Annotated in this window: 21 protein-coding genes; 7 read left to right on the forward strand and 14 right to left on the reverse strand. The window is 69.7% G+C overall.

Going from position 1 to position 21,914, the window contains the following annotated elements; translation table 11 throughout:
- The 10 genes from GBZ26_RS12435 to ccmA form a co-directional block, all read right to left on the reverse strand.
- A partial coding sequence (locus GBZ26_RS12435; RefSeq protein WP_486598845.1) for an EamA family transporter occupies positions 1-264 on the reverse strand: 264 nt, incomplete at its 3' end.
- A 122-nt stretch (positions 265-386) separates the two neighbouring features.
- Complete coding sequence (gene ccmI / locus GBZ26_RS12440; protein ID WP_174439117.1) at positions 387-1,829, reverse strand: c-type cytochrome biogenesis protein CcmI; 1,443 nt, start codon at positions 1,827-1,829, stop codon at positions 387-389.
- Complete coding sequence (locus GBZ26_RS12445) at positions 1,829-2,317, reverse strand: cytochrome c-type biogenesis protein (protein ID WP_059398514.1); 489 nt, start codon at positions 2,315-2,317, stop codon at positions 1,829-1,831. Before GBZ26_RS12445 ends, ccmI begins: the two co-directional genes overlap by 1 nt.
- Positions 2,314-2,850: a DsbE family thiol:disulfide interchange protein gene (locus GBZ26_RS12450; RefSeq protein WP_014238694.1), complete on the reverse strand. Its 537-nt coding sequence runs from the start codon at positions 2,848-2,850 to the stop codon at positions 2,314-2,316. Before GBZ26_RS12450 ends, GBZ26_RS12445 begins: the two co-directional genes overlap by 4 nt.
- Positions 2,851-2,863: 13 nt before the next feature.
- Positions 2,864-4,855, reverse strand: coding sequence for a heme lyase CcmF/NrfE family subunit (locus GBZ26_RS12455; RefSeq protein ID WP_174439118.1), 1,992 nt, complete (start codon positions 4,853-4,855; stop codon positions 2,864-2,866).
- 55 nt (positions 4,856-4,910) lie between these two features.
- Entirely contained in the window at positions 4,911-5,366 is a 456-nt protein-coding gene (ccmE, locus tag GBZ26_RS12460) for a cytochrome c maturation protein CcmE (protein WP_035669742.1), read from the reverse strand.
- Positions 5,363-5,581 carry a heme exporter protein CcmD gene (gene ccmD / locus GBZ26_RS12465; RefSeq protein WP_035669739.1) on the reverse strand — a complete coding sequence of 73 codons (219 nt, stop codon included), beginning with the start codon at positions 5,579-5,581 and terminating at the stop codon, positions 5,363-5,365. Before ccmD ends, ccmE begins: the two co-directional genes overlap by 4 nt.
- Positions 5,582-5,612: 31 nt before the next feature.
- Positions 5,613-6,332, reverse strand: coding sequence for a heme ABC transporter permease (locus GBZ26_RS12470; protein WP_137103663.1), 720 nt, complete (start codon positions 6,330-6,332; stop codon positions 5,613-5,615).
- A gap of 379 nt (positions 6,333-6,711) precedes the next feature.
- Positions 6,712-7,377: a heme exporter protein CcmB gene (gene ccmB, locus GBZ26_RS12475; RefSeq protein WP_014238686.1), complete on the reverse strand. Its 666-nt coding sequence runs from the start codon at positions 7,375-7,377 to the stop codon at positions 6,712-6,714.
- On the reverse strand, positions 7,374-8,069 hold the full coding sequence (gene ccmA, locus GBZ26_RS12480; protein WP_174439119.1) for a heme ABC exporter ATP-binding protein CcmA: 696 nt from the start codon (positions 8,067-8,069) through the stop codon (positions 7,374-7,376). Before ccmA ends, ccmB begins: the two co-directional genes overlap by 4 nt.
- Before the next feature lie 408 nt (positions 8,070-8,477).
- Between ccmA and GBZ26_RS12485 the strand changes: the two genes are divergently transcribed.
- The 6 genes from GBZ26_RS12485 (at position 8,478) to GBZ26_RS12510 (ending at position 15,279) form a co-directional block, all read left to right on the forward strand.
- Positions 8,478-10,157, forward strand: coding sequence for a putative transporter (locus GBZ26_RS12485; protein WP_174439120.1), 1,680 nt, complete (start codon positions 8,478-8,480; stop codon positions 10,155-10,157).
- 35 nt (positions 10,158-10,192) lie between these two features.
- Positions 10,193-11,872, forward strand: coding sequence for a putative transporter (locus tag GBZ26_RS12490; protein ID WP_211104721.1), 1,680 nt, complete (start codon positions 10,193-10,195; stop codon positions 11,870-11,872).
- A 120-nt stretch (positions 11,873-11,992) separates the two neighbouring features.
- Positions 11,993-12,799 (forward strand): ABC transporter ATP-binding protein, encoded by an 807-nt coding sequence (locus tag GBZ26_RS12495; RefSeq protein ID WP_014238681.1) that lies wholly within the window; start codon positions 11,993-11,995, stop codon positions 12,797-12,799.
- A gap of 121 nt (positions 12,800-12,920) precedes the next feature.
- Entirely contained in the window at positions 12,921-13,754 is an 834-nt protein-coding gene (locus GBZ26_RS12500; protein ID WP_035669702.1) for a transporter substrate-binding domain-containing protein, read from the forward strand.
- A 127-nt stretch (positions 13,755-13,881) separates the two neighbouring features.
- Positions 13,882-14,586 carry an ABC transporter permease gene (locus GBZ26_RS12505; RefSeq protein WP_174439121.1) on the forward strand — a complete coding sequence of 235 codons (705 nt, stop codon included), beginning with the start codon at positions 13,882-13,884 and terminating at the stop codon, positions 14,584-14,586.
- Between the two features lie 3 nt (positions 14,587-14,589).
- Positions 14,590-15,279, forward strand: coding sequence for an ABC transporter permease (locus GBZ26_RS12510; protein WP_119508854.1), 690 nt, complete (start codon positions 14,590-14,592; stop codon positions 15,277-15,279).
- A gap of 59 nt (positions 15,280-15,338) precedes the next feature.
- Here GBZ26_RS12510 and rpsA read toward each other — a convergent pair whose 3' ends face one another.
- From rpsA to ggt, 4 genes are all read right to left on the reverse strand, one after another.
- A complete protein-coding gene (rpsA, locus tag GBZ26_RS12515) occupies positions 15,339-17,048 on the reverse strand; it encodes a 30S ribosomal protein S1 (RefSeq protein ID WP_041810874.1) in 1,710 nt (569 codons plus the stop codon).
- A 155-nt stretch (positions 17,049-17,203) separates the two neighbouring features.
- Positions 17,204-17,866 (reverse strand): (d)CMP kinase, encoded by a 663-nt coding sequence (cmk, locus tag GBZ26_RS12520; protein ID WP_174439126.1) that lies wholly within the window; start codon positions 17,864-17,866, stop codon positions 17,204-17,206.
- Between the two features lie 5 nt (positions 17,867-17,871).
- Positions 17,872-19,209: a 3-phosphoshikimate 1-carboxyvinyltransferase gene (aroA, locus tag GBZ26_RS12525; RefSeq protein WP_174439122.1), complete on the reverse strand. Its 1,338-nt coding sequence runs from the start codon at positions 19,207-19,209 to the stop codon at positions 17,872-17,874.
- A gap of 300 nt (positions 19,210-19,509) precedes the next feature.
- Complete coding sequence (gene ggt / locus GBZ26_RS12530) at positions 19,510-21,312, reverse strand: gamma-glutamyltransferase (protein ID WP_174439123.1); 1,803 nt, start codon at positions 21,310-21,312, stop codon at positions 19,510-19,512.
- Between the two features lie 206 nt (positions 21,313-21,518).
- On the opposite strand from ggt, the gene GBZ26_RS12535 reads away from it, so the two are divergent.
- The coding region (locus tag GBZ26_RS12535; protein ID WP_174439124.1) for a TIGR02300 family protein at positions 21,519-21,914 on the forward strand (396 nt) is incomplete at its 3' end.

Below are 21,914 nucleotides of genomic sequence, written 5' to 3' on the forward strand. Positions count from 1 at the left end.
GCTCGGAGATGTGTTAAAGAGACGGGTGCGCAGCCGCCCCAGCCCGCCCGCCGCGATCCAGGGCAGCATGAACATCAGGCTGAACAGGTTGCGGAAGAAGACGATTTCGAAGGGATGAAGCTCGCCGCTGACATGGCGGATCATCGCGTTGCCGATGGCGATGAACAGGGCGGCCCCCAGCATCCAGAAGGCCGCCTCCAGCGGTTTTCCCGCCATGCCGGGGCCGGTGGCGGGACCTTTGGCGGTGAGCGCGTGGGTGGGCAATCGGTCGCGTCCCTGGCGGATCGGCCTGCGGGTGGCGCTCCATTGGCGGAAACGCCACCCCAGCGTGCATCGCTATCCTGCTCTTCGGACCGGCCCGGGTGCAAGGGACATTCGGGAGAGGATCAGCCGCCGGCCTTCAGCGACTCGAGGCGGGCGCGAATCAGCGTGTATTCCGGCTCCTCCGGCTTGAACTGGGCCAGCAGGCGGGTCCACAGGTCGGTGGCCTCGGCGGTCTGGCCGATGCCCGCGGCGTTTAGGCCGAGCAGCCAAAGCGCGTCGCGGTTGTCCGGCTCGGCCGTCAGCGCCTGACGGAGCGAGGCGACGGCCTCCTCCGGCATCGGGCCGGGCTTGCTGCTCCGCGGCTCCGCCGACAGCAGGGCGGAGGCGTAGGCGACCAGCACGTCGGGCCGCTGGGGCGCCCGTTCCCGCGCCTTGCGGGCGGCGTCGATGGCCTTCGCCGACTCGCCCATCACGCCGTAGGAGCGCGACAGCCTCAGCCAGCCGTCCACGTCGTCCGGGTTGGCCTCCAGCCGGGCGGCCAGCCCGTCGACCATGCCGCGGATCATCTGCTGCTGGTCTTCGCCTTCGGTCTGGCCCTGAGGCTGGCCCTGGCCTTGGTTCTGGCCCTGGTTTTGGGCGACCGGCGGCTGTTGCTGGGCGGGCAGGGGCTCCGGCGTCACCTTGGCCGGGTCGAGGTTCAGCGCCTTGGCAGCCTCGGCGATCTGCGTCCGGACGATCGGCACCCAGGGGGCATCGGCGTGGGACTCGGCGAGCAGGGCGCTCCAGCGCTCCAGAGCGTCCTTGGTGTCGCCGGCCTGGAAGCGGGCCAGCGCGGCGTAGAAGCGGGCACGCGGCTCCTTCGGGTCCTTCGCCAGCACGCGGTCGAAGGTCTTGCGGGCCTCGTCCGGCACGGTGCCGCCGTTGGCCGAGATCAGGACCTCGCCGTAGCTGCCGAGAAGCTCCAGATCGTCGCCGGCCAGGGCCACCGCCTTGCCCAGCGCGTCGGCGGCCTCGGGCAGGCGGCCCATCTTGGCGTAGGCCTGGCCGAGGATGGCCCAGCCCTGCGGGTCGTCGGGGGTCTCGGCGAGCTGGGCCTTCAGCTTGTCCATCGCCGCCAACACGTTTTTCGGCGGCCCGCCGCGCTCATGGTCGAGATTGCGCGAGGCCAGCGGCTGGGCGGGCAGCTCCGGGCGGCCCAGCTTGCCGTAGACGGCCAGCGTGCCGAGCGGCAGCAGGACGGCCAGCAGGGCGGCCAGCGCCATCGCGCTGCGCGGCGCACGGGCAGCGGGCGCCTCGCCCTTCGCGCCCCGCTTCGCAGAACCCTTGCCGCGGTCGGCGATGGCCAGCATGCGGCGGCCGATCTCGGCGCGGGCGGCGGCGGCCTGCGCCTCGCTGATCAGGCCGCGGCCCTGATCGCGCTCCAACTCGCCCAACTGGTCGCGGTAGACCTCCAGGTCATAGGCGGCGCGCTCCTCGGCGGCGCCCTCGGGCTTCCTCAGCAGCGGCGGCACGATCAGCAGCACCACGGCCGCCGTCAGCGCGGCGGCGACGATCCAGAACAGCATCAGGCTTTGTCCTTGCGGAGCAGGGCGTCCAGGCGCCGCCGCTCGTCCTCGGTCAGCGGGGCGGTGTCGCCGCCCGCGGTCATCGGGCCATCGGCGGCAGCCCCCTTCCGCCCGCGCAGGTACAGGGCCGTCACGACGCCGCCGATGGCCAGGATCACGAAGGGGCCGATCCACAGGAACAGCGTCGTCGCCTTGAAGGGCGGGCGCAGCAGCACATAGTCGCCGTAGCGGTCGGTGACGAAGCTCAGCACCTGCTGGTTGCTGTCGCCGGCGGTCAGCCGCTCGCGGACCAGAACGCGCAGGTCGCGGGCGAGCGGCGCGTTGGAGTCGTCGATCGACTGGTTCTGGCAGACGAGGCAGCGCAGGTCCTTGCTGATCTCCCGGGCGCGGCCCTCCAGCGCCGGGTCCTTCAGCACCTCGTCGGGCTGGACGGCGGAGGCGGCGACCGGGGTCAACGCCAGCAGGACGGCGAGAAGGAGGGCTCTCACGACGCGCTCCGCAGATGCTTGACCATGGGCAGGATCTGTTCCTCGACCACCTGCGGGGTCAGGGGACCGACATGCTTGAAGCGGATGCGGCCCTGGCGGTCGAGCAGGAAGGTCTCCGGCACGCCGTAGACGCCCCAGTCGATGGACACGCGGCCGTCCAGATCGACGCCGATGCTGGCGTAGGGATCGCCGTTGCGGTTCAGCCAGGCGATGGCGTCCTCCGCCTTGTCCTTGTGGTTGATGCCGCGCACCGTCACGCCCTGCTCGCGGGCCAGCCGGGTGATGATCGGGTGCTCGGCCTTGCAGGGGATGCACCAGGAGGCGAAGACGTTTACCAGCGTGACGTCGCCCTTCAGCGTCGCGTTGGACAGCCCTTCCTTGTGGCCCGGCAGCGGCGGCAGCGAGAATTCCGGCGCCGGCTTGTCGATCAGGGCGGAGGGGATGTCGCGCGGGTCGCGGTCGAACCCGCGCAGGAAGGCCACGCCGACACCGACGAACAGCAGCAGCGGCAACAGATAGATCAGGCGGCGCATCGGAAGCGTGTCCTTACTCGGCGGGCTGAAGGCTGCCCTTGGCGGCGCGGCGGCGCTCCGGGGCGCCGACGCGGAAGCGGCGGTCGGACAGGCTGACCAGCCCGCCCAGCATCATCCCCAGCGAGCCGATCCAGATCCACGGCACCAGCGGGTGATGGTACAGCCGCACGGTCCAGGCCGTGCCGTTCTGCGTCGGGTCGCCCAGCGCCACATAGACGTCGGACAGCCAGGTGGTGTGGATCGCCGCCTCGGTCGTCGTCATGCGGGTGACCGGGTAGCTGCGGCGCTGCGGCGTCAGGGTGGCGATGTGGTTGCCATCGCGGGTGACGGTGAAGACGCCCTGCTCGGCGCTGTAGTTCGGGCCCTGCACCGTGCCGACGCGGTCGAAATGCACGGCGTAGGCGCCGACCGTGGCGTTGTCGCCCGGCTTCATCGCCTTGATCGTCTCGCTCTGCCAGGCCGAGGTGCCGGTCATGCCGGCGATGGCGATGCCCATGGAGGCGTGGGCGATGGTCATGCCCCAGGCGCTGCGCGGCAGGTTGACCGCGCGGTTCCAGCTGTCCTTCACCGGGATGCGGAACAGGCGGATGCGCTCCGCGAACTCGGCCAGCGAGCCGAAGAAGGCCCAGGCGGCGAGCGCAACCCCGACCAGCGCCAGCAGCGGCCCGCCGCCGTTGGTGACGTAGGCGGCGATGGCGACGCAGGCCACGGTCGCCACGCCCGCCGTCCACAGCCGGGTCAGGGCGCCCAGCAGGTCGGCGCGCTTCCAGGCCAGGAAGGGGCCGACCACCATGGCGATTACCATCGGGATGGCGACGGGGATGAAGGTGGCGTTGAAGAAGGGCGGGCCGACCGACACCTTGCCGAGGTCGAGCACGTCGAGGAACAGCGGGTAGAGCGTGCCGATGAAGACCGTCGCCGTCGCGGTGGACAGCAGCAGGTTGTTCAGCACCAGCGAGCCCTCACGGCTGACCGGGGCGAACAGGCCGCCGGTCTTCAGGCTGGGCGCCCGCACGGAGTAGAGCAGCAGCGAGCCGCCGGTGGCGATCGCCAGCAGGACCAGGATGAAGACGCCGCGCGCCGGGTCCACCGCGAAGGCGTGGACCGAGGTCAGGATGCCCGACCGCACCAGGAAGGTGCCCATCAGCGACAGCGAGAAGGTGATGATCGCCAGCAGGATGGTCCAGGTCTTCAGCGCGTCGCGCTTCTCCACCACGATGGCGGAGTGCAGCAGCGCGGTGCCGGCCAGCCAGGGCATGAAGGAGGCGTTCTCGACCGGGTCCCAGTACCACCAGCCGCCCCAGCCCAGCTCGTAATAGGCCCACCAGGAGCCGAGCGCGATGCCGGCGGTCAGCGTCGACCAGGCGGCCAGCGTCCAGGGCCGCACCCAGCGCGCCCAGGCCGGGTCGACGCGCCCCTCGATCAGGGCGGCGACCGCGAAGGAGAAGGCGATGGAGAAGCCGACATAGCCCGCGTAGAGGAAGGGCGGGTGGAAGGCGAGGCCGGGGTCCTGCAACAGCGGGTTCAGGTCGTTGCCGTCGAGCGGCGCCGGAACCACGCGGAGGAAGGGATTCGACGTGATCAGGATGAACAGCAGGAAGCCGACGCCGATCATGCCCTGGACGGAGATGACGCGGGCCTTCAGCGAGGGCGGCAGGTTGCGCCCGAAGATGCCGACCGCCGCGCCGAACGCCGTCAGCATGACGACCCACAGCATCATCGAGCCTTCGTGGTTCCCCCACACGCCCGACACCTTGTAGAGCATCGGCTTCATCGAGTGGCTGTTGGCGACCACATTCGACACGCTGAAGTCCGACACCACATGCGCCCAGGTCAGGGCGCCGTAGGCGACCAGCACCAGCAGCAACTGCGCGATGGCGGCGGGGCGGGCGACGCCCATCCAGGCGGCGTTGCCGGTGGCGGCACCCACCAGGGGGACGCCGGACTGCACCAGCGCCACGAACAGCGCCAGCACCAGCGCGTAATGGCCGAGTTCGGGAATCACGGGCCCGATGCTCCCTAAAAGAACGGAATGAGGAGGAGTGGGGAAGCCGCCAGCGTCACGAGCTGGGCTTCTGCTCCTTCGAGTTCGCCTTGAAGTGCTCCGCCTCCTTCAGCGCGGCGGCGACCTCCGGCGGCATGTAGTTCTCGTCGTGCTTGGCCAGCACCTCGCGCGCCTGGAAGACGCCGTTGATCATGCGGCCTTCCGTGATGACGCCCTGGCCCTCGCGGAACAGGTCGGGAAGCTGGCCGCGGTAGCTGACGGCGACGGTGTGCACCGTGTCGGTGACGCGGAACCGCGTCGTCACCCCGTCGGGCATCTTGCTCACGCTGCCTTCCTCGACGAGGCCGCCCAGGCGGAAGTTGCGGTCGCCGATGTCCTGGGTCTGCAACTGCGTGGGGCTGAAGAAGAAGACGATGTTGTCCTCGAACGCCGTCAGCGTCAGGGCGGTGGCTGCGCCAAGGCCCAGCAGGGCGAGGCCCAGCATGTAGAGGCGCCGTTTCTTGCGGGTCATCCTTCACCAACCTCCGCCGCGGGCGACGCCGCGGCTCCGTTGCGCGCCCGGCGCCGCCGTGGCGGGCGGCTGCCTTCCAGCGCCTTCAGGGTCGTCTCGGCGCCGCGCAGCGCCTTCAGCGTGGCGACCAGAAGGCCGACCATCACCAGCGCCGCCAGCGCGTAGGACGACCAGACATACGCGGCGTAGCCGCCCATCGCGAAAAACTCTGCCATCCTTGCCTCCGGCCCAGCCTGTTCCCGTGCCTCAGCCCTGCGCCTCGGTCAGGCGCATCGTCTGGATCTTGCGTTGCACGATCTCCGCCCGCAGGCGCAGCAGGACCACCGTGATGAAGTAGGCGGTGAAGCCCAGCGCCATGACCAGCAGCGGGACCAGCATGGACCCGTCGATGGTCGGTCCGCCCATGCGGATGACGCTGGCCGGCTGGTGCAGGGTGTTCCACCAGTCCACCGAGAATTTGATGATCGGCACGTTCACGATGCCGACGAGAAGCAGCACGTTGCCCGCCCGCGTCCCGCGCTGCGGGTCGTCGAAGGCGTTCACCAGCGCCATGTAGCCCAGATAGAGGAAGAACAGGATCAGCACGCTGGTCAGCCGCGCGTCCCACACCCACCACGTCCCCCACATCGGCGCGCCCCACAGCGAGCCGGTGACGAGGCAGATGAAGGTGAAGCCGGCGCCGACCGGGGCGGCCGCCTTGGCGAACAGGTCGGCCAGCGGGTGCTTCCACACCAGCCCGCAGGCGGCGGCGATGGCCATGTTGACGTAGACGAACAGGCTCATCCAGGCGGCGGGAACATGGATGTACATGATCCGCACGGTGTCGCCCTGCTGATAGTCGCGGGGCGACCCGATCAGCGCGATGTAGAGCCCGACGATCAGCAGGATCACGGTCGCCCCCGCCGTCCAGGGCAGGATCGCCGCCGACAGGCGCTGGAAGCGGGCAGGATTTGCAAATCGATGCATAGGACCTATGGGCCTCTGGTCGTGCTGCGGACGATATAAGCTCAGTGATGCCCCAGCGCGAGGGGTTTCGCCTTGATCTTGGTCAGGAAACATGGCCGCACACCGTGGTGTTTTCAGGACGGTGCGGCGGCCTGTCGCACTGACGGTACGACGGGTTGACGCGGCCTTTCCATGCTACGTTGGTGTGGGGTGGGCAAAAAAGTCCGGGGCCTGGTGTGGATGGCGGGATTCTTGGACGACAACAGGATTTACACGGATTTTCTTTGAACTTGCCCAGCGCTCGCCGATCGAGCGGCCTCTTGCTGGGCACGCATGGAAAAATCTGTGTCCAAATCCATGCAATCCGTGAAGATTCCGTTGCCCGCCGAGAATCCCGGACCTACTCCACCGCCTGCCGCAGGGCGGCGGCGCTGGCCCAGGGGGCGAGCGGCAGGGCGCCGGCCAGAAGGCCGCCCAGCAGCAGCAGATGCGGGCGCGGGGTCAGGCCGTTCAGCGCGGCGTCGATGGCCCCCGCCCCGAAGATCAGCACGGGGATGTAGAGCGGCAGGATCAGCAGCGACAGCAGCACGCCGCCGCGCCGGGCGCCCAGAGTCAGGGCCGCGCCGATGCTGCCGATCAGGCTGAGGATCGGCGTGCCGACCAGCAGGGTCAGCACCAGCACCCCGAAGCCTTCCGCGTCCATGTTCAGCAGGAGCGCCAAAAGCGGGGCGGCGGCGATCAGCGGCAGGCCGGTCACCAGCCAGTGGGCCAGCGTCTTGGCCAGCACCACCGCCTCCATCGGCAGGGTGGACAGCGACAGCAGCTCCAGAGAGCCGTCCTCGTAGTCGTTCTGGAACAGCCGCTCCAGCGACAGCAGCGAGGCGAGCAGGGCCGCCACCCAGATCACCCCGGCGGCGATGCGGGCGAGGATGTTCGGCTCCGGCCCGACGCCGAAGGGGAACAGCACCACGCACAGAACGAAGAACATCACGGCGATGCTGGCGTCCGACCCCTGGCGCAGCGCCAGCCGCAGGTCGCGCCCGATCAGGCGCAGGAAGCGGGTCACGCCGCGTCCTCCTCTTCCAAAACGTCGTCCTCGCCCCCGTCGTCCCCGTCGTCCCCGTCGTGGGGGACGGGGGTGAACTCGTCGAGGTGCAGCTCGCCGGCGCCGGGCATGGCGATGTCCACATGGGTGGAGACGGCGACCATGCCGCCGCCGGCCCGGTGCTCCGCGATGATTTCCTCGAACAGGGCGATCGCCGCGCGGTCGAGCGCCACGGTCGGCTCGTCGAGCAGCCACAGGGCGGCGGGGGCGGCGATGATGCGGGCGAGGTTCAGGCGCCGCTTCTGCCCGGCCGACAGGTAGCGCCCCGGCACGTTGGCGATGTGCGGCACGCCCAGCCGGTCCAGCGCCTTCAGCGCGTTGCCCCGCGGGTCGGCGGCGCCGCCCAGCGTGGCCCAGAAGGACAGGTTCTCCACCGCGCTCAGCACCGGCTTCACCGCGTCGAGATGGCCGACGTAATGGATGCGGCCGCGATGGGCGTCGGGGTCGTCGGTCACCGGCACGCCGTCCCAGGACAGCTGGCCGCGGATCGGCTTCAGCAGCCCGGCCATGACGCGCAGCAGGCTGGACTTGCCGCTGCCGTTGGGGCCGAGCAGGAACAGCGCCTCGCCCGGCGCGATCCGGAAGTCCAGCCCGGTGAAGACCAGCCGGTCGCCACGGAGGCAGGTCAGCGCGGAACCGGCAAAAACGGGCATGGCGGCGGGCGGGCTCTTGCGGTGGTCGGGGCGGGGGGAGCTATAGCACAGCCTGTCCGGGTGCCAAAAAGAAACGGCCTCACAAACGGTCGGGCCAAACAGAAACGGCCCCAAAAAGAAACGGCCATCGCAAGGGGGTTCTTGCGATGGCCGCCGATCCAGCCGGGGCCTGGCTGGGGGCGCCGGAAAACCGGAGCCCTGATCGTCGCTTAGGGGCCGGGCCGCAGGGGTTCACGGGTCCGGCCAGCCACTTCATGCCGTAAGGCTCCGTCCGGTTTAGGGCCAGAAAGTGGCGAAATTTTGATCCGTGGAATGTCCCTTTCCATTCCAGGGCATTGCCCGGGCGGTGCGGAGCGGGCATTCATAGGCGCCTTCGCCCCCTCAGCTCAACCGGACCGGGTGCCCGCCATGACCCTGCTGATCGACCTGTTCAACGGCCTTCCCGACATCGCCCGCATCATGCTGATGCTCAGCGTGGTGGCGGCGTCGGGGCTGGCGCTGGGGCAGATCAAGGTGCGCGGCGTGGGGCTGGGCATCGGCGGGGTGCTGTTCGCCGGCATCGCCGCCGGGCACGTCGCCAAGGCGCTGGGCCTGACCTTCGACCATCACGTCCTGCATTTCATGCGGGAGTTCGGGCTGATCCTGTTCGTCTACACCATCGGCGTGCAGGTCGGCCCCGGCTTCTTCGCCGCCCTGAAGAGGTCGGGCCTGACGCTGAACCTGCTGGCCGCCTCGCTGGTCGGGCTGGGGGTGCTGGTGGCGGTGGCGATCCACGAGATCGGCGGGGTGCCGCTGCCGGCGGTGCTGGGCATCTTCTCCGGCGCCGTCACCAACACGCCGTCGCTGGGGGCCGCACAGGAGATGCTGCGCGAGGTCGGGGCCTCGGCGGCGGAGATCAACACGCCGAGCCTCGGCTACGCCGTCGCCTATCCCTTCGGCATCGTCGGCATCCTGATCACCATGGGGCTGATCCGCGTCGTCTTCCGCATCGACCCGGCGGTGGAGGCCGAGGCCTTCGAGCGCCGGCGCCGCGCCCAGGTGGAAACCTTGGAGACGCTGGACGTCGCCGTGCGCAACCGGTCGGCCATGGGGCTGCCGCTGCGCGACATGGCGCTGTTCGGCGACCAGGGGGTGATGATCTCCCGCCTGCTGCGCGAGGGGCGGCTCCAGGTGCCGCACCCGGACACCTGCCTGCGCGCCGGCGACGTCGTGCATCTGGTCGGGCCGCGGGTCAAGCTGGAGGCGAAGAAGCGGCTGCGCGGCGAGGCGGCGGAGGTCACCCTGACCACCAAGGGCACCGACATGCGCTGGGACCGGCTGGTCGTCACCAGCGAGCATGTGCTGGGCAAGGCCATCGGCCAGCTCGACCTCGCCGACGCCTACGACGTGGTGGTCAGCCGGGTCAACCGCGCGGGCGTGGAGCTGGTGCCGAGCCCGGCCCTGCACCTCCAGTTCGGCGACATCCTGACCGCCATCGGCAAGCCGTCGGACCTCCAGCGGGTGGCGGCGCTGATGGGCAATTCGGCGCGGCGGCTCCAGCAGGTGGAGTTCGTGCCGGTCTTCATCGGCATCCTGCTGGGCGTGCTGCTCGGCTCCATCCCCTTCTACATTCCCGGCATGCCGGCGCCGCTGAAGCTGGGACTCGCCGGCGGGCCGCTGGTGGCGGCGATCCTGCTGGCGCGCATCGGCCACATCGGGCCGCTGGTCTGGTTCATGCCGCCCGCCGCCAACATGGCTCTGCGCGAGATCGGCATCGTCCTGTTCCTGGCGGTGGTCGGGCTGATGTCCGGCGACCGTTTCGTCGAGACGCTGGTGCACGGCGACGGGCTGATGTGGATCGGCTGCGGCGTGCTGGTGACGCTGATCCCTCTGCTGGTCGTCGGCGTCATCGCGCGGGCCTTTGCCCGGCAGAACTACCTGACGATCTGCGGGCTGCTGTCCGGCAGCATGACGGACCCGCCCGCGCTCGCCTTTGCAAACGCAATGAGCGCATCGGAGGCTCCCGCCCTCGCCTATGCCACTGTTTACCCTATGGTTATGTTTCTGCGTATCCTTGCACCGCAGTTGATCGTCCTATTCCTCTGGTAGCAGGGCGGTCTGTCCTCGCGTGAGGAGACGCGGCCATGCACGCGCTCATCGACCTCTTCCTGGCCATGCCGCCGATCGCGCGCGTGGTGTTCATGCTGGGGATCACCTCGGCCCTCGGGCTGGCGCTCGGCCACATAAAGCTGCGCGGCGTGGGGCTGGGCATCGGCGGCGTGCTGTTCGCGGGAATCGCGGTCGGCCATTTCGCCAAGCAGGCGGGGGTGACGCTGAACGCCGAGATGATGGAGTTCATCCGCGACTTCGGCCTGATCCTGTTCGTCTACACCATCGGCATCCAGGTCGGCCCCGGCTTCTTCGCGGCGCTGAAGAAGTCCGGGCTGGCGCTGAACGGGCTGGCGCTGCTGATGGTCGGGTCGAGCATCCTGCTGACCGCGATCCTGGTGCTGTTCGACCTCGTGCCGCTGGGCTCCGGCCTCGGCGTCTTCGCGGGCGGGGTGACCAACGCCCCGGCGCTCGCCGCCTCGCAGCAGGTGCTGAAGGAGGTCGGGGCCGACGCCGCGGTGATGGCCCTGCCCGGTCTGGCCTTCGCCGTCACCTACCCCTTCGGCATCGCCGGCAACCTGCTGGCCATGGCGGCGGTGCGGATCGTCTTCCGCATCGACCCGCAGGAGGAGGCCAGGGCCTTCGAGGCCGCCCGGCGCGCCGAGGTCGCGGCGCTCGACACCATGGACATCGCCGTCACCAACCCGGCCCTGCGCGGCGTGCGGCTGGGCGACCTCACCATGCTGCCGAGCCTGGGGGTCTGCGCGTCGCGGCTGCTGCGCGGCGGCCAGCTCCGCGTGCCCGGCGAGGACACCCGGCTGGAGGAGGGCGACGTGCTGCACGTGGTCGGCCCGCGCCCGCGGCTGGAGCAGGTCCGCCTGCTGATGGGGCGGGAGGCCGACGTCCGGCTGACCACCAAGGGCAGCGACCTGCGGTGGGAGCGCATCGTCGTCACCGCCAACCCGATGCTGGGCAAGTCCATCGCCGCGCTGAACCTGAAGGGGGCGTGCGACGTGGTGGTCAGCCGCGTCAACCGCGCCGGCGTGGAGCTGGTGCCCAACGCCGCGCTGAAGCTGCAGTTCGGCGACATCCTGACGGTGATCGGCAAGCCCGACGACCTCAGGGCCGCGGCCTGCATCATCGGCAACTCCGAACGGCGGCTGCAGACGGTGGAGATGATCCCGGTCTTCGTCGGCATCACGCTGGGGGCGCTGCTGGGCGCCATCCCGCTCTTCCTGCCGGGCATGCCGGCGCCCTTGCGGCTGGGCATGGCCGGCGGGCCGCTGATCGTCGCCATCGTGCTGGCGCGCATCGGCCACATCGGGCCGCTGGTCTGGTTCATGCCGCCCGCCGCCAACCTCGCCCTGCGCGAGATCGGCATCGTCCTGTTCCTCGCCGTGCTGGGCATCGCGTCGGGCGACCGCTTCGTCGAGACGATGGCGAGCGGCGCGGGGCTGCCCTGGATGGCCTGGGGCGTCCTGGTCACGCTGGTGCCGCTGCTGCTGACCGGGCTTCTGGCGCGCGGCGCGATGAAGCTGAACTTCCTCAGCATCTGCGGCGTGCTGGCCGGGGCGCAGACCAACCCGCCGGGCCTCGCCTATGCCAACGCGGTGGTCGCGTCGGAGGCGCCGGCGCTGGCCTACGCCACCGTCTACCCTCTGGCCATGTGCCTGCGCATCCTGGCGCCGCAGCTTTTGGTGCTGATGCTGTGGTGAGCGGGGGCCTCTTCGGAGAAAGTTGTAAAAATCCGCGTTGCGGGGGATTGGCCGCCGGACTAGCCTAGCGGCACCGTCCATGGTTGGCCGGTCCAGTCTTCTCCCGCCGACAAGCCCCGCATGCACCGACACCCGCCCACGAATCCCAACGCCCCCGAAGCCGTCCTCGTCGAGAATGTCCACAAGCGCTTCGGCCCGCTGGAGGTGCTGAAGGGCGTCTCCCTGACCGCGCGCGAAGGCGACGTCATCACGCTGATCGGCTCCTCCGGCTCCGGCAAGAGCACGCTCCTGCGCTGCATCAACATGCTGGAGGTGCCGGACGAGGGGCGGATCGTCATCGGCGGCGAGGCCATCGGCCTGAAGAAGGCGCGCGGCGGCCAGACCGTCCCCGCCGACTCCCGGCAGGTGGACCGCATCCGCACCCGGCTCGGCATGGTGTTCCAGAGCTTCAACCTCTGGACCCACATGACCATCCTGGAGAACGTCATCGAGGCGCCGGTCCATGTGCTGGGCGTCCCGAAGGCGGAGGCGGTGGACCGCGCCCGCAAGCTGCTGGACAAGGTCGGCATCCTGGCCAAGGCCGAGTCCTACCCGGTGCAGCTGTCCGGCGGGCAGCAGCAGCGCGCCGCCATCGCCCGCGCGCTGGCCATGCAGCCCAAGGTGATGCTGTTCGACGAGCCGACCTCCGCGCTCGACCCCGAGCTGGTGGGCGAGGTGCTGCTGGTCATCCGCCAGCTCGCCGAGGAGGGCAACACCATGATTCTCGTGACGCACGAGATGGGCTTCGCCCGCGAGGTCGCGTCGGAGGTGGTGTTCCTCCACCAGGGCCGGATCGAGGAGCGGGGGCCGCCCGACCGGGTTCTGGTCAATCCGGAATCGGACCGCGTGCGACAGTTCCTGTCGCGCCACCTGTCCGGCGGCGGCTGAATCGGTCGCGCGAGGACGGCCCGCTCAATTCCCTTGACTGGCGCTGTAAAACCGTAAACCTCAGAGCCTGCCCGAGCATAAGAGCCATCCATAAGGGCATCAGAACAGAGGAGGTTTTCCCGTGAAGAAGATCGTTGCGGCGCTGGCGCTCGGCGCCATTGTGGCGGTCGCCGGCACCGCCGCCGAGGCCAAGGACTGGAAGAAGATCCGCATCGCCACCGAGGGCGCCTACGCCCCCTGGAACGCGACGGACCCGTCGGGCAAGCTGGTCGGCTTCGAGCCGGACCTTGCCATGGAACTCTGCAAGAAGATGAAGGCCGAGTGCGAGATCGTCGCCCAGGATTGGGACGGCATGATCCCGGCCATCCAGCAGGGCAAGTACGACGCCATCATGGCGGCGATGTCGATCACCGACGAGCGTGAGAAGGTCATCGCCTTCGCCGGGCCCTACGGCACCGAGCCGTCGATGTTCGGCACCATGAAGGCCTCGCCGCTGACCAAGGTCACGTTCCCCGGCGAGCGCTACGACCTGTCCAAGGACGACCCGAAGGCCGCCATCGCCGCCCTGGCCGACGCGCTGAAGGGCAAGACGGTGGGCGTCCAGACCTCGACCATCCAGGCGAATTTCATGGAGCAGCTTCTGCCGCAGGTGTCGGTCCGCACCTACGACAAGCTGGACAACGCCGGCATCGACATGGCCGCCGGCCGCGTCGACGCCATATTCGGCGACCGTTCGGCGGTGGACGCAATCATCAAGACGGATGCCGGCAACATGACCCTGTTCGGCCCGGCCTTCGCGCGCGGCGTGCTGGGCAAGGGCGTGGGCGTGGGCCTGCGCAAGGCCGACGGCGACCTGAAGGAGCTGTTCAACAAGGCCATCGCCGAGGCCAACCAGGACGGCACCATCACGAAGCTGAGCACCCAGCACTTCGGCTACGACATCTCGATCAAGTAATTGGTCGATCAGGTAACCGGTCGATCAAGTAACCGGTCGATCAAGCAACCGGCCATCATGTGAAGGGATGCCCCCTCTCCCCCGTCGCTGGGAGAGGGGAACCCGGTTCGGAGCCCTTTCGGAGCGCATGTTCGAACTTCTCTCCTTCGGCCCGAACGGGTGGGGCGGCCAGCTTCTCGGCGGGGCCGCGATGACGGTCGCCGTGTCGGTGTCGGCCTTCGTCCTCGGCCTCGTCTTCGGCTCGCTCGGCGCGTCGGCGAAGCTCAGCCGCAGCCTTGCCCTTACCGGCGTGGCGGAGGTCTACACCACCGTCGTCCGCGGCGTTCCGGAACTGCTGGTCATCTACCTGCTGTTCTTCGGCGGCAGCGGCGCGGTCATGGCCGTCGGCCGGGTCTTCGGCTACGAGGGCTACATCGAGCTGAACGCCTTCTCCATCGGCGTGCTGGCGGTCGGGCTGATCTCCGGCGCCTATTCGACGGAGGTGATCCGCGGCGCGGTCCAGGCGGTGCCCCACGGCCAGATCGAGGCGGCGCGCGCCTGCGGCATGTCACGCTGGCTGATCCTGCGCCGCATCCTGGTGCCGCAGACCCTGCGCTACGCCCTGCCGGGGCTGGGCAACGTCTGGCAGCTCACCCTGAAGGACACGGCGCTGATCTCCGTGACGGCGCTGGCCGAGATCATGCGCGTATCGCATGTGGCGGCGGGGTCGACCCGCCAGCCGTTCCTGTTCTACACCACCGCGGCGGTGCTCTACCTCCTGCTCACCACCGTCTCCACGGTGGCGTTCGAGCGGGCGGAGCGCTACGCCAATCGCGGCGTGCGGAGGGCCTGACCCATGAACTGGGAACTGATGTGGGACAGCGTGCCCACCCTCCTGCGCGGCGTTCCGGTGACCCTGCAGCTGGTCGGGCTGGCGCTGCTGTTCGGCGCGGGCGTGGCCTTCGCGGTGGCGCTGCTGCGGCTCTACGGCAACCGCGTCACCGAGCGGCTGATGGCCGCCTACGTCTTCGTGTTCCGCGGCACGCCGCTGCTCGTGCAGATCTTCCTGATCTATTACGGCATGGGCCAGTTCGAGCTGGTGCGCAGCAGCTTCCTCTGGGTCTATCTGCGCGAGCCCTTCTGGTGCGCCATCCTGGCGCTGACGCTGAACACCGGCGCCTACACCAGCGAGATCCTGCGCGGCGCCATCCTGTCGGTGCCGCAGGGCCAGATCGAGGCGGCGCGGGCCTGCGGCATGTCGCGCACGCTGCTGTTCCGCCGGATCGTGATGCCGGTGGCGATCCGCCAGATGCTGCCAGCCTACGGCAACGAGGTGATCCTGATGGTGAAGGCCAGCTCGCTCGCCAGCACCATCACGCTTCTGGAGATCACCGGCATCGCCCGCAAGATCATCGCGCAGAGCTTCGCGGTGTTCGAGGTGTTCATCGTGGCCGGCAGCATCTATCTGCTGCTGAACTTCATCGCCTCGCGCCTGATCCGCTACGCGGAGTGGCGCATGACCCCCTACCTGCGGGCGCGCGGGTAGGCGGCTACCTCCACCCCGGCCCTCCCCCGCTTGCGCAGGGGAGGGGGATGGGAAGAGCCTTACTCCTCGCCGGTCTGCTGCTTGCGCTTCAGAGCCGCACCCAGGATGTCGCCCAGCGAGGCGCCCGAGTCGGACGAACCGTACTCGGCCATCGCCTGCTTCTCCTCCTCCATCTCGCGGGCCTTGATGGACAGCGAGATGCGGCGGGAGCCGCGGTCGATCTGGGTCACCTTCGCGTCGACCTTCTCGCCGACGGCGAAGCGGTCCGGACGCTGCTCCGAACGGTCGCGGGACAGGTCCGACTTGCGGATGAAGCCGGTGTAGCCCTCGCCGACCGTGACCTCGATGCCACCGTCGGTGACCTGGGTGACGGTGCAGGTGACGACCTCGTTCTTCTTCAGGCCGGCCGTGGCAGCCTCGAACGGATCGTTCGCGAGCTGCTTGATGCCGAGGGAGATGCGCTCCTTCTCGACGTCGACGTCCAGGACCTTGACCTTGACGCGGTCGCCCTTCTTGTACTCGGCGATGGCCTCCTCACCCGACTTGTTCCAGTCGAGGTCGGACATGTGGACCATGCCGTCGATGTCGCCCGGCAGACCGACGAACAGACCGAACTCGGTGATGTTCTTGACCTCGCCTTCCAGCTCCGTGCCCGGGCCGAACTTGTCGAGGAAGGTCTCCCACGGGTTGTCCAGGCACTGCTTGAGGCCCAGGCTGATGCGGCGCTTCTGCGGATCGACGTCCAGGACCATGACCTCGACTTCCTGCGAAGTCGACACGATCTTGCCCGGATGGACGTTCTTCTTCGTCCAGGACATCTCCGAGACGTGCACCAGGCCCTCGATCCCCGGCTCCAGCTCCACGAAGGCGCCGTAGTCGGTGATGTTGGTGACGCGACCCTTGAACCGCGAGCTGACCGGGTACTTGGCTTCCACGCCTTCCCACGGATCGGCTTCCAGCTGCTTCATGCCGAGGCTGATGCGCTGGGTCTCCGGGTTGAAGCGGATGACCTGGACCGTGACGGTCTGGCCGATCTGCAGGGCCTCGGACGGGTGGTTGATGCGGCGCCACGCGATGTCGGTGACGTGCAGCAGGCCGTCGACGCCACCCAGATCCACGAACGCGCCGTAGTCGGTGATGTTCTTGACCACACCCTGCAGAACCTGGCCTTCCTTGAGGTTGGCCACCAGCTCCGAACGGGCCTCGGCGCGGCTCTCTTCGAGCACGGCGCGACGCGACACGACGATGTTGCCGCGCGAGCGGTCCATCTTCAGGATCTGGAACGGCTGCGGGGTGCCCAGCAGCGGGGAGATGTCGCGGACCGGACGGATGTCCACCTGCGAACCCGGCAGGAACGCCACGGCGCCCGACAGGTCGACGGTGAAGCCGCCCTTGACGCGGCCGAAGATGACGCCGGTGACGCGGGTCTGGTCCTGGAAGGACTTCTCCAGCAGCGCCCAGGCCTCTTCGCGCTTGGCCTTCTCACGCGACAGAACGGCTTCGCCGTTCTTGTCTTCCATGCGCTCCAGATACACCTCGACGGTGTCGCCCGCCTTCAGCTCGGGCGGCTGGCCGGCAACGGCGAATTCCTTCAGCGCGACGCGGCCTTCCGACTTCAGGCCGACGTCGATGGTGACCATGTCGTTCTCGACGGAGACGACGCGGCCCTTGACGACCGAGCCTTCGAGGGACTCGGCCGTGCCGAGCGACTCCTCGAGCAGAGCCGCAAAGCTTTCCTTCTCGCCGGTCCGGGCCATAGCTTGTGCCATTGAAACTCCTAAGGTTGGCCGAAAGCGATCCCGCCATGGTCCGTCCCGCGGCAAAACGGGCCGGCCCCCGATGGGACCACCGCGCCGGGCACCACGCCCGGCGACTTGGTTGACATATGTTCCGTTGGAGGGCCGAAGCGCCCGGACCCTGATGCTCAGACCTTGGGGCCGAAACCGGTTTTCGTTCCGATAAAGGCGGTCGCCGCTGCGAACGCCTGGTCGGCGTCGAGGGCGGAGGTATCAAGCACAAAAGCGTCGGCAGCCGGCAGGAGCGGTGCTACCGTCCTCTGGCTGTCGCGCGCGTCACGGGCCTTCATGTCCTCCAGGACGTCGGACGGTATAGCCGGAATCCCGCGTTCCCGCAACTCCTTGAGTCGCCGTTCGGCCCGCACCTCCACGGAAGCGGTAACGAACAGCTTGGCATCGGCGTTCGGGCATACGACCGTTCCGACGTCCCGCCCGTCCAGCACCGCCCCCGGCGCGCCGCCGGGCGGAGTCGCGGCGAATATCCGCTGGAAATCGAGCAGGGCGGCCCGCACCGCCGGCACCGCGGCGACCTTGGACGCCGCCTGCGCCGCCTCGTCGCTGCGCAGGGCCGGATCGTTCAGGATGCCGTCGTCCGGGCGCAACGCGCGGGCGGCCTGCGCCGCGGCGTCCGCGTCGGCCGGGTCGCCGCCCGCGCGCAGGACGCTGACGCCGACCGCGCGGTAGAGCGCCCCGGTGTCGAGATGCGCGAAGCCGTAGGCCCCGGCGATCCGCTTGGACAGCGTGCCCTTGCCCGCGGCGGCGGGGCCGTCGATGGCGATGACCAGACCCATCGCCCTCACGCCCCCGCGATCCTGGCGCCGACGCCGTTCATCAGGGCGACGAAGCCGGGGAAGCTGGTGTCGATGAAGGCGCCGTCGTCCACCTGCACCGGCTCGGATGTGGCCATGCCCAGCACCAGGAAGCTCATGGCGATGCGGTGGTCCATGGCGGTGGCGACGGTGGCGCCGCCCTGCGGCGGCTTGCCGGTGCCGTAGACGGTCAGGCTGTCGTCGGCCCCGACCTCGACCTTCACGCCGCACTTGGTCAGCCCGTCGGCGACCATGGCGAGGCGGTCGCTCTCCTTCACGCGCAGCTCCTTCAGGCCGAGCATGACGGTGGTGCCCTCCGCGCAGGCGGCGGCGGCGGCGAGGATCGGGTACTCGTCGATCATGCTGGGGGCGCGGTCCGCCGGGACGACGATGCCCTTCAGCGGGCCGTGCTTCACCCGCAGGTCGGCCACCGGCTCGCCCGCCTCGTCGCGGCGGTTCTCGAAGGCGATGTCGGCGCCCATCTCGACCAGCGTGTCGTAGAGGCCGGTGCGGCGCGGGTTCATGCCCACGCCGGGAAGCAGCAGCTCCGAGCCGGGGCGCAGCAGCGCCGCGACCGCCGGGAAGGCGGCGGAGCTGGGATCGGCGGGCACCACGATGGTGCGCCCCGTCAGCTCCGGCTGGCCGGTGACGGACACGGCAAGCGCGCCGTCCTCCATCCGTTCGGTCGTCACGGTGGCGCCGAAATGGCGCAGCATCAGCTCGGTGTGGTCGCGGGTCGGCTCCGCCTCGATCACCGTGGTGGTGCCGGCGGTGTTTAGGCCGCAGAGGAGGATCGCCGACTTCACCTGGGCGGAGGCCACCGGCAGGCGGTAGGTGATCGGCACCGTGCGGTCGCTGCCGACCACGGTCAGCGGCAGCCGCCCGCCGGACCGCCCGACGAAGCGCGCGCCCATCTGCTCCAGCGGGCCGGTCACGCGGGCCATCGGGCGCTTGTTCAGCGAGGCGTCGCCGGTGAAGACGCAGATGATCGGGTGCGACGCGACGAGGCCCATCAGCAGGCGCGCCGCCGTGCCGCTGTTGCCCATGTCGAGCACCTGCGCCGGCTCGCCCAGACCGCCCAGACCGACGCCGCGCACCCGCCACACGCCGTCGCCGCCGCGCTCCGCCTGGGCGCCCAGCAGGCGCATGGCGGCGGCGGTGTTCAGCACGTCCTCCCCTTCCAGCAGGCCGTGGATGACGGTCTCGCCCACCGCAACGGCACCCAGCATCAGCGACCGGTGCGAAATCGACTTGTCGCCCGGCACGCGGATCGTGCCGGCCAGCGCGCCGGTGGAGGATGAGCGAAGCGGCTTCGCCTGCAGCATGGGAGGGCTCCCCAGACAAGAATGTGACCAGGGCGGAGTACCTAGCACAGCGGGCAGGGCGATGCGAGCGATGCGCGGGTCCCGCAGGGCGATCGGCGGAAAGCCGCGCGCAGGCAATGCGGGCAAGAATCGACACGGATTTCACGGATTGAAACCGGATTTCCCGGAACCGGACGGCGAAGCGTCCCATGATCGGTAAGGATCCGTGCAATCCGTGCCTCGATCCGTGAAATCCGTGTCGAACTTGTTTGTCAAAGCCGCGACCGAACTGTCCGAACGTGCCCCTGACCACTCCCGCGATCAGTCGCCGACCGCCACCCCTTCGCGCCGGGTGTCGGCGCCGCCGGACAGCCCTTGGCCGGTCACCAGGATCGCCTGGGTGCCGGAGGTCAGCTCCATCGCCTTGACCGTGTGCCCCCGCGCCTCCAGCGCCGCGATCCAGCCCTCCGCCTCGGTGCCCTGCTCCAGCTCGGTCGGGCCGTTGCGGCTGCCGAAGTTGGGGGCGTCCACCGCCGCCTGCGGGTCGAGGCCCCAGTCGAGCAGGGCGACCAGCGTCTTGCCCACGTAGTTGATGATGTTGCTGCCGCCCGGCGACCCCACCGAGGCCACCAGGGCGCCGTCGCGGAAGACCAGGGTCGGCGCCATCGAGCTGCGCGGCCGCTTGCCCGGTTCCACCCGGTTGGCGACCGGCTTGCCGTCCTCCGTCGGGGTGAAGGCGAAGTCGGTCAGCTCGTTGTTCAGCAGGAAGCCGCGCACCATCAGGCGGGAGCCGAAGCCGTCCTCAATGGTGGTGGTCATGGCCACCGCGTTGCCCGCCCCGTCCACCACGGAGATGTGGCTGGTGCCGTGCTCCTCGGCCTCGGCGAAGCCCCAGGCGCGGCCTTCCCGGAAGGGCGGTTCGCCCGCCTGCGCCTTGCCCATCGACCGCTCGCCGATCAGGGCGGCCCGGCTCGCCAGATAGCCGCGGTCGAGCAGCCCCTTCACCGGCACCGACACGAAGTCCGGGTCGGCCAGGTAGAGGCCGCGGTCGGCGAAGGCGAGTCGCCCGGCCTCCGACATCCAGTGCGCCGCCAGCGCCGGATCGCCGCGGGTGGCGGCCATGTCGCGGCCCTCCAGGACGGCCAACATCTGCAGCACCGCGACCCCGCCGGAGCTGGGCGGCCCCATGCCGCACAGGGTGTAGGCGCGGTAGGGGCCGCAGACCGGCTCCCGCTCCTTCACCCGGTAGGCCTTCAGGTCGGCCTCGGTCATGTCGCCGGGGTTGGTGGGGTGGCCGGTCACCGCCTTGACGAGGTCGGCGGCGATCGGCCCCTCGTAGAAGGCGGCGGAGCCATTATCCGCGATGGCGCGCAGGGTCGCCGCGAATTCCGGATTCTTCAGCACATGGCCGACCGGCCAGGGCGTGCCGTCCGGCTGGTAGAAGTAGGCGCGCGCCGTGGGGTTGGCCGGCAGGTGTTTCTCCATAGCCAGCTGGCCGTTCAGCCGCGGGCTGACCGTGAAGCCGTTCTCGGCCAGCGCGATGGCGCGCTCGAACAGGCGGGGCCAGGGCAGTTTGCCGTGGGTGCGGTGGGCGCGCTCCAGCAGCATCACCGTGCCCGGCACCCCGACGGACCGCCCGCCGACCACCGCGTCGTAGAAGGGCATCGGCTTGCCGTCCGCCCCCAGGAAACGCTCCGGAGTCGCCGCGGCCGGCGCCGTCTCGCGCCCGTCGAGGGAGGTCACCGCCTTCGTTGCGGCATCGTAATGGACCAGGAAGGCGCCGCCCCCGACGCCGGAGCTTTGCGGCTCCACCAGATTGAGGACGAGCTGAACGGCGATGGCCGCGTCCACCGCGCTGCCCCCCGCGCGCAGGATCTCCCGCCCGGCCTCCGCCGCCAGCGGATTCGCGGCGGCCACCATGTACCGCGTGGCGGTGTCGACGCTGCGGCTGCCGCGCCCGGTCGCGCGCTCCGGCGCCACGTCTCCGGCGGCGGAAGGTGCCGTGGAAGGCCCCGTGGAAGGCGCGGTGGAGGGTGACGTCTGGGCCAGAACCTCCAGCGGCAGCGCCGCCAGCAGGCCGGCGGAGAGCAGCGCCCGCCAGCGGCGGGACAGCAGGATCGGCATCGGCTTCCTCCCCCATTATCATGGTATCCTTGTGGGCGGCCCCGAGGACCACCGCAGGGTGAAGTTTGGCACCGGCCGCCGGCCCCGCCAGTTTGCCGACGACATTCGGCGAACTTTTTTTTGACAAGCGCCCGCTGGCGTGGCAAAGGGCGCGGCTTGTAATTCCCGAATTGGGCATTCCCTAGGAACGTGACGGAGGACGAGGCGTGGCCAAACCCGAATGGGGCGTCAAGCGCATCTGCCCGAGCTGTGGCGCGCGCTATTACGATCTGCGCAAGGACCCGCCGGTGTGCCCGAGCTGCGGAGCGCAGTTCGATCCCGAGGCGTTGCTGAAGTCCCGCAAGGCGCGCCCGGCGCCGGTCGACGATGTCAAGAAGGCCCCGGTGGTCTCGTCGGAGGACGAGGACGCCGAGACCGAGACCGAGGAGTCGACGGAACTCGACGAGGTCGAGGACGATGTGTCCGTCGACGACATCGAGGAAACCGACGAGACGCCCGAGGACGAGGACGATGTCCTGATCGAGGACACCTCGGAACTGGGCGAGGACGACATGGACGAGGTCGTCGACGTCGAGGGCGAGGACGAGGACGAGGAGGAGCGC

Source organism: Azospirillum formosense, assembly GCF_013340925.1.
Lineage (GTDB): Bacteria > Pseudomonadota > Alphaproteobacteria > Azospirillales > Azospirillaceae > Azospirillum > Azospirillum formosense.

Excerpts from the sequence above, each read along its gene's own strand:
- GBZ26_RS12470 (WP_137103663.1), bottom strand. The coding sequence starts at position 6,332 with ATGCATCGATTTGCAAATCCTGCCCGCTTCCAGCGCCTGTCGGCGGCG.
- ccmA (WP_174439119.1), bottom strand. The coding sequence starts at position 8,069 with ATGCCCGTTTTTGCCGGTTCCGCGCTGACCTGCCTCCGTGGCGACCGG.
- ggt (WP_174439123.1), bottom strand. The coding sequence starts at position 21,312 with ATGCCGATCCTGCTGTCCCGCCGCTGGCGGGCGCTGCTCTCCGCCGGC.
- GBZ26_RS12485 (WP_174439120.1), top strand. The coding sequence starts at position 8,478 with ATGACCCTGCTGATCGACCTGTTCAACGGCCTTCCCGACATCGCCCGC.
- GBZ26_RS12510 (WP_119508854.1), top strand. The coding sequence starts at position 14,590 with ATGAACTGGGAACTGATGTGGGACAGCGTGCCCACCCTCCTGCGCGGC.
- aroA (WP_174439122.1), bottom strand. The coding sequence starts at position 19,209 with ATGCTGCAGGCGAAGCCGCTTCGCTCATCCTCCACCGGCGCGCTGGCC.
- ccmD (WP_035669739.1), bottom strand. The coding sequence starts at position 5,581 with ATGGCAGAGTTTTTCGCGATGGGCGGCTACGCCGCGTATGTCTGGTCG.
- GBZ26_RS12450 (WP_014238694.1), bottom strand. The coding sequence starts at position 2,850 with ATGCGCCGCCTGATCTATCTGTTGCCGCTGCTGCTGTTCGTCGGTGTC.
- ccmI (WP_174439117.1), bottom strand. The coding sequence starts at position 1,829 with ATGCTGTTCTGGATCGTCGCCGCCGCGCTGACGGCGGCCGTGGTGCTG.
- ccmE (WP_035669742.1), bottom strand. The coding sequence starts at position 5,366 with ATGACCCGCAAGAAACGGCGCCTCTACATGCTGGGCCTCGCCCTGCTG.
- GBZ26_RS12505 (WP_174439121.1), top strand. The coding sequence starts at position 13,882 with ATGTTCGAACTTCTCTCCTTCGGCCCGAACGGGTGGGGCGGCCAGCTT.
- GBZ26_RS12490 (WP_211104721.1), top strand. The coding sequence starts at position 10,193 with ATGCACGCGCTCATCGACCTCTTCCTGGCCATGCCGCCGATCGCGCGC.
- rpsA (WP_041810874.1), bottom strand. The coding sequence starts at position 17,048 with ATGGCACAAGCTATGGCCCGGACCGGCGAGAAGGAAAGCTTTGCGGCT.
- GBZ26_RS12495 (WP_014238681.1), top strand. The coding sequence starts at position 11,993 with ATGCACCGACACCCGCCCACGAATCCCAACGCCCCCGAAGCCGTCCTC.
- cmk (WP_174439126.1), bottom strand. The coding sequence starts at position 17,866 with ATGGGTCTGGTCATCGCCATCGACGGCCCCGCCGCCGCGGGCAAGGGC.